Here is a 14,008-nt window from a genome sequence, read left to right on the forward strand (position 1 = left end):
ACTAAATGCACCTTCAACAATAAAGGACAGTATCGGTTTCTATCGAACTGTACCGTTGAACAGGCAAGAACAAAGGTTGATCTGCCTTGATCCATAAATGGACAGGGACGGGGAAAGATGAAAGCATATTAAATAGCTGCACCTTGTATTTCATCCTTCTCCCTATAAATTAGGAGGAGAGATTAGCATGCATACTACATTAACATTACGTAAATTAAAACAGCAGCATACGCCTATAGCGATGATGACTGCCTATGACGCACCATCTGCTGCAGCCTGCGCACAGGCTGAAATGGATCTGCTGTTAGTTGGAGATTCTGCCGGTATGGTGATCCATGGATATACGTCTACGGTTCCCGTAACAGTGGACGATATGATTTTGCATACCCGTGCTGTAAAGCGCGGGGCGCCTGAGGTTTTTACCGTGACAGATATGCCCTTTTTAAGCTGCAGCGGGAGCCGGGGTGAAGCCGTGTCTTCGGTCCGCCGTACGATTCAGGATGGCGGGGCAGATGCTGTAAAGATCGAGGGCGCGGGAGGATTTGTGCCTTTGATTGCCGCGCTCACCGAGGGAGGCGTTGCTGTAATGTCCCATCTTGGATTAACGCCGCAGTCTTTTGCTGTGCTTGGAGGCTATAAAGTACAGGGAAAAAGTGAAGAGTCAGCCGCGCGTTTAATTGAAGATGCAAAACAGGTGGAGCAGGCTGGAGCCTTTGCTCTTGTGCTGGAATGTGTTCCCGGTGAATTAGCGGCTTATATTACATCGCTTCTTTCTATTCCGGTCATCGGCATTGGAGCAGGCAGTCAAACGGACGGCCAGGTACTCGTATACCATGATGCTCTCGGTATAGGCAGCGGTCACGTCCCCTCTTTCGTTAAAAAGTTTGCTGAACTGGAGCCGGCCATTCATACAGGACTTGCCGACTACGTAAAGGAAGTGAAGGCGCGCTCTTTCCCTGATCCCTCCCATACGTTCACAATGCCGGCGGCTGTATTGGAAAAAGTAACGACAGGTGCGGGCATATGAAAATCATCCGCACAATACAGGAAATGAAATCAGAGGTCAAACGACTGAAGAGAGAAGGCGGTTCGCTCGGATTCATTCCTACTATGGGTGCACTGCACGAAGGTCATACCTCTCTCTTCCAACGGTCAGCAGACGAAAATGACTATACAGCTGCCAGTATATTTGTTAATCCGCTGCAGTTCGGTCCGAATGAAGACCTGGATGCGTATCCCCGCTCTGAACAAGGAGACATCGCTGCGGCAGACAAGCACGGGGTGGACCTTTTGTTTATACCGTCTGTACAGGAAATGTATCCCCGTCCTATGACGACAGTGATTCATGTGAAGAACGGAGCCGATGTGCTTTGTGGAAAAAGCCGGCCGGGCCATTTTGACGGAGTGGCCACCGTCGTAAATAAACTGCTGCATATTGTTCCGGCAGATCGTGCTTATTTTGGCAGAAAAGATATTCAGGCAGCGGCCGTGCTCACAAACATGATTAGTGACTACCATCTCGACACCGAATTGGTTATCTGCGATACCGTGAGAGAAGCTTCAGGCCTGGCCAAAAGTTCCCGCAACGTGTATTTAAGCGACAGCGAAAAGCAGGAAGCGGCCCATATCTATAAAGCTCTGACAAGAGCTAAGGCGCTCTGGGAAAAAGGTGAAAGGCCACAGGAGACGGTAGAAGTTGTTAAAGAGCATCTGAATAACTCTACAACGGGCCGTATTGACTACGTAGAGGCGCTGCCTTTTCCTTCTCTTGACCCATTGGATACAACCAGTAATATGTGGGTCATTGCCTGCGCTGTTTATTTTAATAAAGCGAGGCTCATCGACAATATAACGGTGACAGCAGTCTCCTCTTATGATCAGACAGGAAAAAAGGAGAAAAGCCATGTATAGAACGATGATGAAATCAAAGCTGCACCGGGCTACGGTTACTGAAGCGAATCTTCACTATGTCGGCAGCGTCACGATTGATGAAGAATTAATGGAAAGCGTTGATCTCCTGGAAAATGAGAAAGTACAAATCGTAAATAATAATAATGGAGAACGGCTGGAGACATACGTCATAACCGGACCACGAGGCAAAGGAACCATCTGTCTTAACGGGGCAGCCGCACGTCTTGTTCAGCCGGGAGATACCGTGATCATTATTGCGTACACGATGATAGAAGAAGAACAGGCTGCGGCGTGGCAGCCAAAAATAGCGGTGCTGGATGCGGATAATAAAATAGAGCAGTATATTAATAAAGAAATACACGCAGCGACGCTGGAGACAGAACGTAACGTGCAACGATAATAACGGGGTGAATGAGCTTGCCAAAATATGTAGTAATTGATACGGAAACAACAGGAAATGCGCCGCAGGATGGAGATAATATTATTCAAATAGGAGCTGTCTTAATGGAAGACGATTCTATTGTTGATACCTTCTCCGCTTATATCCGCCCGGCTCATTCAATCCCCCCGTTTATTATGGAGCTGACAGGGATTACAAACGAAGATGTGGAAAAAGCAGAACCGTTTGCCATTGCAGCCGCACCGATGCTTGCCTGGCTCGAAGATGCGGTGCTTGTGGCTCATAATGTTCCATTTGATTTAAGTGTATTAAATGCAGAACTCTCGAATGCCGGCCTTCCTTTGTTTCAAGGACAGACGCTTGATACAGTAGAATGCGCCCGTTTTATGTTTCCAACAGCGCCCGGCTATCAGCTGACCCAGCTAGCCGACTGGCTCCATATTTCTCATGACAGACCTCATCAGGCTGACAGCGATGCCATTGTTACAGCTGAAATCTGGCTCGCCATTAAACAAAAAATAGAAACGCTGCCGGTTGCTGCTCTTCAGAAGCTGATGACAGCATCTAAATATATGCAGAGCCATTTAGAGCCTGTATTTATGCAGGCAAAAAATAATCTCCGGCTCCAAGAATCAGAGAACATTCATGTTATACACAATATAGCATTAAGGTCACCAGAAGCTTCGTTTGTAAAAGAAACGCCGCCTTCTTTTGACATGAAGCCCCTTTTCAGCAGAGATGGCTACTTTTCAGAGAAGTGGGAGGAGTTCGAATTCAGGGAAGGGCAGCAGGAGATGGCGGATAAAATAACTTCCTGCTTTTCACAGCGTTCGCATGCACTCATCGAAGCGGGACCTGGAACAGGTAAATCGTTAGCCTACTTAGCGCCTGCTGTTTTACGCAGCCTTGAACAGCAGGAGCAGATTGTCATTTCTACTTATACAAATGCACTTCAGGAACAGCTTTATGAAAGGGACATCCCCTTTTTAAAAACGATACTGCCGTTTTCATTTAAAGTATCCATTCTCAAAGGGAGGCAGCATTATTTATGTCTGCGCCGATTTTCCATGCAGTGGCAGGAGCCGGTAGCAACCCATGATGAAGCTCTGGCTCTCGCACAGGTAACGGTGTGGCTGCTTGAAACACAAACCGGCGACCTGAATGAATTAAATCGGGCCGGAGGAGATAATCATGCAATCTGGCAGAAAATGTGCAGTCGAAGAGCCACTGCACCGGGACCCGGCTCTTCATGGTTTCCTTACTGTTTTTATGAGCGTGCAAAAAAGCAGGCAGCTGAAAGTCAGATAGTAATCGTTAATCATGCACTGCTTTTTTCGGATGTGAAACGAAAAAATAGTATACTGCCTCCCTATGAAAGACTTATCATAGATGAAGCTCATCAGATTGAAGAAGCGGCGTCTAAACATCTGGGAGCAGATGTAGATTATTATTCGTTTCAGTATTTGTTGAACAAAATCGATGCCGGTACCGGAAAAGGCAGTTTTTTTAAACTACAGTTAATAGAAGAAGAAACCGTTCATTCTCTTACGGATATCTGGTATCAAAAACGCAGAGACCATATTGCTTTATTGAAATATGAGTGCAGCGAATTGTTTCGGCTGCTTCGGCAGATCTGTATAAAAAACAGCCATTCCGGACGCACCGATGTCGGGCGGATGCTCTACCGCTACGAGCCGGCGGCTCAAAACGGACCGGCCTGGAAAGCCGCAAGGGAAGCGGTTCACCGCCTTGAGATGGTCTTTCGAGAAGAGAATAAAGAATGGGAGTATTTTAAGCAGGTTCTGCAGAAAAATACGGCCCCATCAGATTATAATGAAGCTCTTCTCACAGACTTCAAACAGACGGCAGATGACCTGAGTGAGGCATTCAGCGAACTCAGCCAGGTGACGCTGGAACAGGAAGAAGGACACGTATATTGGATGGAGGCCGATCACAAAGGCGCGGCAAACGGTGTAGCCATTTATAAGCGTCCGCTGGATGTTTCAGACGATCTTGCGGATAAACTGTTCGGAGCCAAAAGCAGTGTTATTATGACGTCTGCTACGTTGATGGTGGAACAGTCCTTTTCATACGTCGTATCGAAATGGGGGCTGGAGGATTTTACACCGGAAACGTTGTATATCCCTTCACCCTATTCATATAAAAACCGTTCGGCTCTCCTCATCCCAAGTGATTTCCCCGGTGTCCGTTCAAACAAGTATGTAGAAGCGATGGCTGATTTTATTTATCATACGGCTTCTGTTACAGAGGGCAGAGTACTTATTCTGTTTACGTCTTTTGATATGCTCTCCGAGACGTATCATATGCTTCGGGAGTGGGATGAAATGAATAGTTTTACGATTATAGCCCAGGGTATTCACAGCGGCAGCAAAAGTAAACTGCTCAAAACATTCCAGCAGAATAAGCGCACCATTCTTTTAGGAACAAATGCTTTTTGGGAAGGCATCGACCTGCCGGGAGATCAGCTGCGCTGTTTAATTATTGCCAGACTCCCATTTTCTCCTCCAGGTGATCCACTTATTCATTCCCAAATGCAGCGGATTGAAAAACAGGGAGGCAGTGCGTTTCAGGAAATGTCTCTTCCGCAGGCAATTCTTCGTTTCAGGCAGGGGTTCGGACGGATGATCCGGGGTCACTCGGACAGAGGAACCGTCGTTGTATTGGATAAACGAATCATGACAGCTCCTTATGGGAATGCGTTTTTAGATTCCCTGCCGGAGATGCCTGTGGTGCACAAACAGGCGGATGCACTGCTGAACTATATACATGATTTTTATAACGAAACTAATTAATAAAGGGGAAAACCGATGCGTTACACTATAAAAAATGTTCATATTGTTCGAGGAGATCAGAAAAATGCTGTTTCTTACGATCAATGGCTTCGAGTGGAAAATGGAAAAATTGCAGCGATAGGCAGCGGCGAGCCTGAATTGCAGGCTGGAGAAGAAATTATTGATGGGAAAGGCCGTTGGCTGACCCCGGGTATGTATAATACACACGGTCACACACCTATGGCACTCCTGCGCGGTGTGTCGGATGATGTCGTGCTGCAGGAATGGCTGGGCAAGAACATCTGGCCAAGGGAAGCTTTGTTTGATAAAGAGGTATCAGAAGCAGGAACGATGCTGGCGCAGGCAGAAATGATCCGCTCAGGAACGGTAGCGTTTCAGGATATGTATCATGTTGATATGGATGCAGTCTTTCAGACGGCACAGGCTTCCGGCTTGAAGGCCGTACTGGCTCGTGCAATGATTGGTTTGGTTGACGAGCCGGAGCAGCAAAGGCGGCTCGATGAAGCAGTCTATCTTGGGGAAAAATGGGATACGGAAGGCGGACCCCGTATCAAGGGAATGATGTTTCCGCATGCGCCTTATACGTGTCCGCCGGATTTTATGAAGAAAGTGGTAAAGGCCGCCCATGAGAACAAGTGGACTCTAGGCATTCACTTAATGGAAACACGTCGGGAGAAGGCAGATTATGAAAAAGAGAACGGTGTCGATTTGTTTAATGATTTGATGAATATGGGATTCTTCGAGGAAAAGACGATACTTACGCACACGGTTCATATGAGTGAAAAGGAAATGCAGCTTCTTAAGGGAAAGCCTGCCTATATTTCACACAATCCCATGAGTAACGCGAAGCTGGGTTCAGGCATTATGCCGATGATGCAGATGAAAGAAAACGGCCTGGCTATTTCTATAGGTACCGACAGCACAGTATCCAATAATAACCTGGATATGTTCGAAGAAATGCGCATGGCCGGCTTTATGCAGAAAGCTTCTCATGAAAATCCGGCTGTCATTTCTTCGGAAGAGCTGTATAGGATGGCGACTAAAAACGGAGCAGAGACCCTCGGATTTGAGAATGCCGGCACAGTGGAACCAGGGGCAGATGCAGACTTTCTGTTTATTCACGCAGAAGAACTTCATCTGCAGCCCAAGCAGAATATTGCTTCGCATCTCGTCTACGCCGCTTCCGGCAAAGACGTAACAGATGTGTTTGTAAATGGGCACCGTTTAATGAAAGACCGGGAACTGCTCACGATGGATGAAGAAAAAATTATCTATAACGTAAACCGTCAGTTTGATAAACTGGAGAAAGTATACCAAAGCAGAAAATAGGAGGATCAGCATGAGTGATCAAATTGAAGTGATGGCAACGACACGTTTTAAAGCTGCGAACGATGTGTACAAAATAGTAGACACATTAAACAGAACGTTAAAGGATGACGATTTAATGTTTGGGCTTGCTCTTGATGAAAAAGACCCGGACTACATGGTATTTACGATCTACCGCACATAAAGGAGGCAGATCTATGCTGAAAAAATGGTATGTTATTCTGCCTGCAGCAGTCGGGTTGTTTTTAATTGCAGCGTTTGTTTTTCTTCTGATTGCCCGAGGGCCTCTTGTAGAAGAACGGGCCCAGGGAGAGGAACTGGCGCTGGAAGAAGAAAATGTTGAAAGCGTGGATGACGTATTTTTATATAATGGAAGCATTTTTTTATACAGTGCGTTAGTCACAAATGAAGATGACAGCCGTGACTGGGTATTTTTAAATGAGGAAGAAGAAACGGTCGAACGAATAAATGCTGCGGAGTCACTTACAGTAGAAGAAGCGGAATCCCTTATTATGGATGAGAATAACGTGGAGCGAATAAACAAAGTAACGCCGGGAATCGAAGACGGCGTTCCGGTATATGAAGGGGTATACGAAGCAGACGGCAGGCTTCAGTATTTTATATCCGTATGGCAGATGGAGAATTTATTAAACGTTACAGCTTTAGAAAAGATTAGAAATGAACAGGAGGTCTGGAAAATGAAACCAACAATCGAACAAATCAGCCGGCACGTAGATCAGACGGTTACACTTGGCTGCTGGCTCGCTAACAAGCGTTCAAGCGGAAAAATTGCTTTTCTGCAGCTTCGGGATGGCACTGGCTTTATTCAGGGAATTGTCGTCAAAAGTGACGTAGGGGAAGAGCTGTTTCAAAAGGCAAAAGGATTAACACAGGAAAGCTCCATATATGTGGAAGGAATCGTAAAAACGGACGAACGTTCCCCATCCGGGTACGAACTGCAGGTAACGGGGCTTGAAGTTATTCATGAAGCCGTTGATTACCCTATTACTCCAAAAGAACACGGGACCGAATTCTTAATGGATCACCGCCATTTATGGATGCGTTCGAAGAAGCAGCATGCTATTCTGCGTATCCGCAATGAAATTATCCGGGCTACTTATGCTTTTTTTGATAAAGAAGGGTTTGTGAAAATTGATCCGCCTATCCTGACTGGCAACTCAGCAGAAGGCACGACAAATTTATTCCATACAAAATACTTTGATGAGAATGCTTACCTTTCCCAATCCGGACAGCTCTATCTGGAAGCAGCCGCGATGGCATTTAACCGCGTGTTTTCGTTTGGTCCTACATTCCGGGCCGAAAAATCAAAAACGCGGCGCCATTTAATTGAATTCTGGATGATAGAACCGGAGATGGCATTTACAGATCACGAAGAAAGCCTGCAGATCCAGGAGCAGTATGTGTCGCATATCGCACAAAGCGTTATCGATCACTGTCCGCTGGAATTAGAAGCGCTGGAACGTGATATTACGAAGCTTCAGCAGATTCAGGCACCATTTCCGCGCCTTACATATGATGAGGCGATCGTTTTTCTAAGAGGAAAAGGATTTGATATTACCTGGGGCGAAGACCTTGGCGCCCCTCATGAAACGGCTATCGCAGAATCGTATGACAAACCGGTATTCATTACACACTACCCGCTTGGTATTAAGTCATTCTACATGAAGCCGGATCCTGAAAATCCGGAAGTTGCGCTGTGTGCCGATCTTATTGCCCCTGAAGGCTACGGAGAAATTATCGGAGGAAGCCAGCGTATTGACGACTTCGACCTGCTTGAACAGCGGTTTGAAGAACATGGTCTTTCCGAAGAGGCGTACCGCTGGTATTTGGAGCTTCGTCAGTACGGCTCTGTACCGCACTCCGGATTTGGTCTGGGATTGGAGCGGACTGTAGCCTGGATGTCCGGCATTGAACACGTTAGAGAAACCATTCCATTCCCGCGTTTGTTAAACAGGCTTTACCCATAACCCAATAGCTGCAGCCCTTAAAGCAAAGCCCTCTACTGTGAGGGTTTTGCTTTTAAGTCCTTTAGGTAAATGATAAAATGAAACATGGCAGAAGGAGAGATCGGCTTATGGAACAATCAGATATTATTGATATTATGCACAGCGGATACTTAAGTGTGCCTAAATTTTTATTTGATCATTACAATCAGATGGATATCTCTGATTCGGAAATGATGATTCTGCTTCACCTGCACCGCTTTATGGAAGAAGGAGAATTTTTCCCAACGCCGGATGCGATTGCGGCTAAAATGACGATTACAGCCGAACAGTGTGCAAAAGCGCTCCGTCATCTTGTTGCCCATGGCTTTATTACGATAGAAGAACGGGAAAATAACGAGCGGGTGCGCTTTGAAACGTATTCTCTGCGCCCGCTTTATGAACGGATTGTAGAGTCGATTACATCAGAGAGGCAGCAGCAGAAAGCCCATAACGATGTAACCGAAGAAGGAGAAATCTACGCGATGTTTGAAAAGGAGCTTTCCCGTCCGCTGTCACCGATGGAATCAGAAACGATCAGCGTATGGTTTGATCAGGACCACTATACGCCGGATATGATCAAGGCAGCGCTGAAAGAAGCTGTAATGTCACAGACGCTCAGCCTGCGCTACATTGACCGTATTCTGCTTGAATGGCACCGGCGCGGCATTAAGACCGAAGAACAGGCAAAAGCACACAATGATACGTACCGGAGAAATCAAGTGCAGCCCCCTCAGCAGAAAGAAAAAACTAAGCCGGTCTCGTACCCGAATATAAACTGGCTTGATGAATAACGGAGGAAACACAGCATGCTGACGAATAAACAAACGACGCAGGCAATGGATATCATTGAAGAAATGTTTCCAGAGGCCGAATGCGAATTGGTTCATGCCAACCCATTTGAGCTGTTAATTGCAGTTGTCCTTTCTGCGCAGTGTACGGATGCTTTAGTTAACAAAGTGACCCCGGCACTGTTTGCAAAATATAAAAGCCCCATAGACTATACAAAAGTCGAGCAGGAAGAGCTGGAGCAGGATATTCGCTCGATCGGCCTGTTCCGCAGCAAAGCCAAAAATATTCAAAACTCTGCGGGTCGCTGCTGGAGCAGCATAACGGCGAGGTACCGAAAACACGTGAAGAGCTGATGGAACTAGCGGGCGTAGGAAGGAAAACGGCGAAACGTAGTTGCCTCTGTTGCCTTTGGAATGCCGGCGATTGCAGTAGATACCCATGTAGAACGGGTATCCAAACGGCTCGGTATCTGCAGATGGAAGGATTCGGTAACAGAAGTCGAAAAGACGCTGATGAAGAAAATACCGGAAGAGAAATGGTCCGACTCCCATCACCGGCTTATTTTCTTCGGACGTTATCACTGTCGGGCTCAGCGTCCTAAATGCGAGGATTGTCCTCTTCTGCTTCTCTGCCGGGAAGGTACGAAGCGGATGAAGAAAATAAAAGCCCATGCCTGAATTTATCATTTATCCTGAGTGGAAGAAGCCTCCCTTTTATCAAGAAGATGCCGTCTCGATTCAGCCCGGCACAGCCGGATGGGAGAAGGAGATGAGTCATTATCCTTATTTGGCCGAAATTGCTGTTCAAAATGGATACGCTGACTTTGCCTTGTGGGAGGATCCGTTTCCTGCTATAGAGCACTGGCAGCTGCACTGGCAGCATATAAAAACGGAAATAAAAATTCATATTGCAGCGGGAGAAGGAGAAAGAGCTTTCCCCTTAATGATTCCCGCGATCTCCGGTCTGATAGAAAGCATGTTCTGGCTGAATGGCCGGCCGGCGAGCCTTCATGCCGGGAGCTGGGACGAGCTGAACATACTCCCTGTAAACGGAAAAGAACGAATCGAATTTATCTGCAGCAGACCCGTGCACCATCACAGCTTTGCCCAGTTAAATGAGCTGTATGAAGAGGTCCGCAGAAAAGCTGCCGTACTTAAACAAAGACGAACGTAACCTGCAAAGAAAAAGAAAAAGGGGGCAGTAAAGGTGGAAAACACAGTGGTATCAACGTGGGAGGATTTATTTGAACAAAGAAGCCTCCGCCGGCGGGAGGCGCTTCAGGCCAAGTCCGAAAAAAACTCTTTTGAACTGGCATTCTGCGGCCATTTTTCAGCCGGCAAATCCAGCGTAATCAATGATCTGCTCGGCCATGACATACTACCTACCAGCCCTATTCCAACGAGCGCCAATATTATTTCCATTAAAAAAGGAGAAGTGGCGCTTGAGCTTGTAGATCAGGACGGAAGTACACGTAAATGGGAGCAGGAAATCCCCTGGGATAAAGCAAGAAAATGGGGGATGGACGGTAATGCGATTAAAGAAATGACGATTTACGGCCCATTTCCTTTTCTTGAGGAGCGCGCAGCTATCATTGATACACCCGGTGTGGACTCCACGGACCCGGATCATCAGAAAATAACTGCCTCCCAGCTGTTTACGACAGATATGATTGTATATGTGACGGACTATAACCACGTACAGTCTGAAACGAATATTGAGTTTCTGCAGCAGTTATCCAGAGAGAAAAAACCAATTGTTCTCGTTATTAATCAAATTGATAAACATAATGATAAAGAATTAAGTATTCAATCATTTGAAAATGCCGTTAGAAATATGCTGGCAAAATCCAACATACGTATATTATCCCTGTTTTTTACTTCCATGAAAGAAGAGTCCCATCCTTTAAATCAAAAACAGGACTTTACCCGTTTTATTAAAGCCGTTTTATATCACAGTGACTCCTTGAAAAATCCCAGCATCCAGGCGCTTCAAACAGCAGCCGTCTATGACCTGCTTGAGCAGCTTGAAGATGAGCAGGAAGAAGCCTGGGAGAATTGGGAAGAAGAAGTCCGCACGCAGGGAATGGATCCGTCTGTTCTTCAGAAGATAGACAGGGCTGAAGAAGACCGATCTAAAGAAGAAGCGGAGAAAAAAGAAAAGCTGGCTCAGACGGCAAAAGAAAGAAAACAAATACTGGAAAATGCGATTCTTTTTCCGCATATGACGACAGAAAAAGCAAAATCGTGGCTGGAAAGCATGGATCCCGGCTTTAAAACAGGGGGTCTTCTTAAATCAAAGAAAAAAATTGAGGCAGAAAGAGAAAAACGAGAGGCAGAGTTATACGAGGATTTAAATGAAAAAATAAAAAACAGATGGTCTTTCATCTGCGTGATTTGTTAAATCAGATGGAAGTGTATGATGAGGAACGGTTTAATGCAAACAAAGAAGCCATTCAACATGTGTCTTTTGAGGCGGACTCCGCATTTCTGCGCTCGTTTATTTCTTCTCAGACGACCGACCGCCAGTTTTTGTATACATTTATCGAACAAGTGTCCCAGTCCGCTGCCCGTCATTTAAAAACGCAGTCCGCAGATCTATTTGATACGCTTCAGGAAGCGGTGTACGTATATTATGATACCCGTGCCTCCCGGCAGAAGCAGGAAGCAGAACAATCTGCGGCTTACGAGCAGTGGTGGGAGCAGTGGAAGGAAACAAAACAGCAGCTGGAGGAAAAAAAGCAGGCTGCCCGAAATTGGTTGAAACAAAACGAATCTAAAGAGCTTCAGGAGCAGATTGAAAAGTCTTCCGTACAGGATGCACCACAGGATATACCGGAAATGCATATTGTACAGGAGACGGAAAGTCTGATCAGTGCGGAAGAATATACCGAGGAAGCAGCGGCCGTTAAACAAATGGATGAATCGGTCATTCCTGCAGTGGAGTCTTATTTAGAAAAGTTTATCGATAAGCCGTTGTTTCAAAAAGAAAAGCAGGCCTTGAAGCGTGAAGTAAACCAGTATAATAACAACCATATTAAAATATCGTTATTCGGGGCATTCAGCGCCGGTAAATCAAGCTTTATTAATGCAATGCTAGGCAGTAATGTGCTGCCGGTATCTCCGCATCCGACAACGGCGGCGATCAATCGTGTGCTTAAGAGTGATGATACGCATGAACATGGAACGGTGGACCTGCATTTAAAAGAAGAATCGTTTTTGGACAAAGAAATACAAGCCGTTTCTAAAGAAATCGGGGAAAGCTGGACGTTTCATACGTTAAAAAACTGGAAGCGTCCATCCGGCCAGCAGGCAAATGCCAGGCTGAGGACATATTATCAGCATTTATATACGCTGCAGCAAAGCATAAACCGCTATAAAAAGGACCTGGGAATGAAAAAAACGATCCAGCTGGATGTGCTCCAGGAGTGGGTTGCCCAGGAAGACAAAGCCTCAATGATTAAAGAGGTAATCGTTTATTATGACTGCGAGTGGACTCAAAAAGGATTGGAACTCATTGATACACCCGGAGTAAACTCTATTCACGGCAGACATACGAATGTGGCATTTGAGCAGATCAGACAGTCTGATGCTATCTTTTACGTAACGTACTATAACCATGCATTTTCCAAAGCGGATCAGATCTTTCTGCAGCAGCTGAACCGGGCCAATGAGAGCTTCTCACAGGATAAGCTGTTTTTCCTCATTAACGCAGCAGATCTGGCGGACAGTCCTGCTGAGCTAAATGGAGTAAAAAGCCACGTGCGTGATCAGTTAAAGCGTAATGGATTTGAAGCACCGCGTCTTACTGCTGTATCAAGCAAACAGGCGTTAACAGATAAACAGGAAGGAAATACGGCCGTTTCCAGCGGATTTCAGGAGTTTGAAACACAGTTTACCAACTCTGTCTGGCACGATCTTCGTTCGAGCCATCTCACAGCTATCCAAAATCGGATTTCCAGCATAGCAGCAGAACTTCAGCGCACACTGCGGGAAATGAATACCGATAAAGAGAAGCTGGAAAGTAATAAGCAGAAACAGGAAAAAATAGTTCATAACAAGAAGAGCGAACTGCATGAGATTTCCCTGCGTCCGCACCTGCCGACCTTTTTGCAGGAAATTGAGGAGCAGTGTGCCTACTTGATTGACCGGGTGACATTTGGAATGAACGATTATTTTACGATGGCAGTCAATCCAGCCGTCATTTCTGCTTCATCCAAAAAGCAGCAGAAAGAGCAGCTGAAAAATGGTATCAGAGAAGTGGATGGATTTGTCCGTCAATTTGTGATGCAGGAAAAGGAAACGCTGCACATTCGGATAGAATCTCTTGTGAAGAAAAAAACGATCGAAGTAATGAATCAAACAGCAGGTAGATGGAAAGAGGATCTGCCGCTTCTGGACGTTCCCGAGATCGAGTGGAAAGAATGGAAGACACCGATTGCCTTCCCATCATTTGATGAAGAGGCGTACGTTTCCATGTTTCGATCAAGCCGGGATTTTTTCGAAAATAAAGTGAATCTGGATATGAAGCAGCAGGCCTCCGATGATATTCGTTCCCAGATGAACACGATTGTGAAAATCTATCAGGAGGAACTGGTAAAGGAAACAGAAACACTCACGGCTGATTTGGAAGCAATGGCTGCTCAAGGCTTTGAGCAGCAGCTAAACGATGAAATGGAGCGTTTGGAATGGCTCTATGACATAAATAAAAAGCCTTATATCGAAGAAGAGGCAGCCTGGCTGAAAACTGGATTTGATAACAAATAA

Annotated in this window: 11 protein-coding genes and 1 pseudogene; all 12 read left to right on the plus strand. The window is 45.9% G+C overall.

Annotation, left to right across the window (positions count from 1 at the left end; genetic code table 11):
• The first annotated feature begins 187 nt into the window (after positions 1–187).
• The 12 genes and pseudogenes from panB to MMY81_RS13885 all read left to right on the plus strand — a co-directional run bounded on the left by panB (position 188) and on the right by MMY81_RS13885 (position 14,008).
• On the plus strand, positions 188–1,027 hold the full coding sequence (panB, locus tag MMY81_RS13830; RefSeq protein ID WP_252313370.1) for a 3-methyl-2-oxobutanoate hydroxymethyltransferase: 840 nt from the start codon (positions 188–190) through the stop codon (positions 1,025–1,027).
• Positions 1,024–1,911, plus strand: coding sequence for a pantoate--beta-alanine ligase (gene panC, locus MMY81_RS13835; RefSeq protein WP_252313371.1), 888 nt, complete (start codon positions 1,024–1,026; stop codon positions 1,909–1,911). Before panB ends, panC begins: the two co-directional genes overlap by 4 nt.
• Positions 1,904–2,311 carry an aspartate 1-decarboxylase gene (panD, locus tag MMY81_RS13840; protein ID WP_252313372.1) on the plus strand — a complete coding sequence of 136 codons (408 nt, stop codon included), beginning with the start codon at positions 1,904–1,906 and terminating at the stop codon, positions 2,309–2,311. Before panC ends, panD begins: the two co-directional genes overlap by 8 nt.
• Before the next feature lie 17 nt (positions 2,312–2,328).
• Complete coding sequence (gene dinG / locus MMY81_RS13845; RefSeq protein WP_252313373.1) at positions 2,329–5,124, plus strand: ATP-dependent DNA helicase DinG; 2,796 nt, start codon at positions 2,329–2,331, stop codon at positions 5,122–5,124.
• A gap of 15 nt (positions 5,125–5,139) precedes the next feature.
• Complete coding sequence (locus MMY81_RS13850; RefSeq protein WP_252313374.1) at positions 5,140–6,453, plus strand: amidohydrolase; 1,314 nt, start codon at positions 5,140–5,142, stop codon at positions 6,451–6,453.
• Between the two features lie 10 nt (positions 6,454–6,463).
• Positions 6,464–6,634 (plus strand): YpmA family protein, encoded by a 171-nt coding sequence (locus MMY81_RS13855; RefSeq protein WP_252313375.1) that lies wholly within the window; start codon positions 6,464–6,466, stop codon positions 6,632–6,634.
• Positions 6,635–7,148: 514 nt separating this feature from the next.
• Complete coding sequence (gene asnS / locus MMY81_RS13860) at positions 7,149–8,438, plus strand: asparagine--tRNA ligase (protein WP_252313426.1); 1,290 nt, start codon at positions 7,149–7,151, stop codon at positions 8,436–8,438.
• Positions 8,439–8,545: 107 nt separating this feature from the next.
• Positions 8,546–9,247: a DnaD domain-containing protein gene (locus tag MMY81_RS13865; RefSeq protein ID WP_252313376.1), complete on the plus strand. Its 702-nt coding sequence runs from the start codon at positions 8,546–8,548 to the stop codon at positions 9,245–9,247.
• Between the two features lie 15 nt (positions 9,248–9,262).
• Positions 9,263–9,922: pseudogene (gene nth, locus MMY81_RS13870) on the plus strand (endonuclease III).
• Positions 9,915–10,418: a YpoC family protein gene (locus tag MMY81_RS13875; RefSeq protein WP_252313377.1), complete on the plus strand. Its 504-nt coding sequence runs from the start codon at positions 9,915–9,917 to the stop codon at positions 10,416–10,418. The pseudogene nth and the gene MMY81_RS13875 overlap by 8 nt, the downstream one beginning before the upstream one ends.
• A gap of 33 nt (positions 10,419–10,451) precedes the next feature.
• Positions 10,452–11,645: a dynamin family protein gene (locus MMY81_RS13880; RefSeq protein WP_252313378.1), complete on the plus strand. Its 1,194-nt coding sequence runs from the start codon at positions 10,452–10,454 to the stop codon at positions 11,643–11,645.
• Entirely contained in the window at positions 11,618–14,008 is a 2,391-nt protein-coding gene (locus MMY81_RS13885) for a dynamin family protein (protein ID WP_252313379.1), read from the plus strand. The genes MMY81_RS13880 and MMY81_RS13885 overlap by 28 nt, the downstream gene beginning before the upstream one ends.

The organism is Sinobaca sp. H24 (assembly GCF_023845525.1).

Bases quoted from the DNA above. Each gene is read 5' to 3' on its own strand.
- panB (WP_252313370.1), top strand. From the start codon at position 188: ATGCATACTACATTAACATTACGTAAATTAAAACAGCAGCATACGCCT.
- panC (WP_252313371.1), top strand. From the start codon at position 1,024: ATGAAAATCATCCGCACAATACAGGAAATGAAATCAGAGGTCAAACGA.
- panD (WP_252313372.1), top strand. From the start codon at position 1,904: ATGTATAGAACGATGATGAAATCAAAGCTGCACCGGGCTACGGTTACT.
- MMY81_RS13850 (WP_252313374.1), top strand. From the start codon at position 5,140: ATGCGTTACACTATAAAAAATGTTCATATTGTTCGAGGAGATCAGAAA.
- MMY81_RS13855 (WP_252313375.1), top strand. From the start codon at position 6,464: ATGAGTGATCAAATTGAAGTGATGGCAACGACACGTTTTAAAGCTGCG.
- asnS (WP_252313426.1), top strand. From the start codon at position 7,149: ATGAAACCAACAATCGAACAAATCAGCCGGCACGTAGATCAGACGGTT.
- MMY81_RS13865 (WP_252313376.1), top strand. From the start codon at position 8,546: ATGGAACAATCAGATATTATTGATATTATGCACAGCGGATACTTAAGT.
- MMY81_RS13875 (WP_252313377.1), top strand. From the start codon at position 9,915: ATGCCTGAATTTATCATTTATCCTGAGTGGAAGAAGCCTCCCTTTTAT.
- MMY81_RS13885 (WP_252313379.1), top strand. From the start codon at position 11,618: ATGGTCTTTCATCTGCGTGATTTGTTAAATCAGATGGAAGTGTATGAT.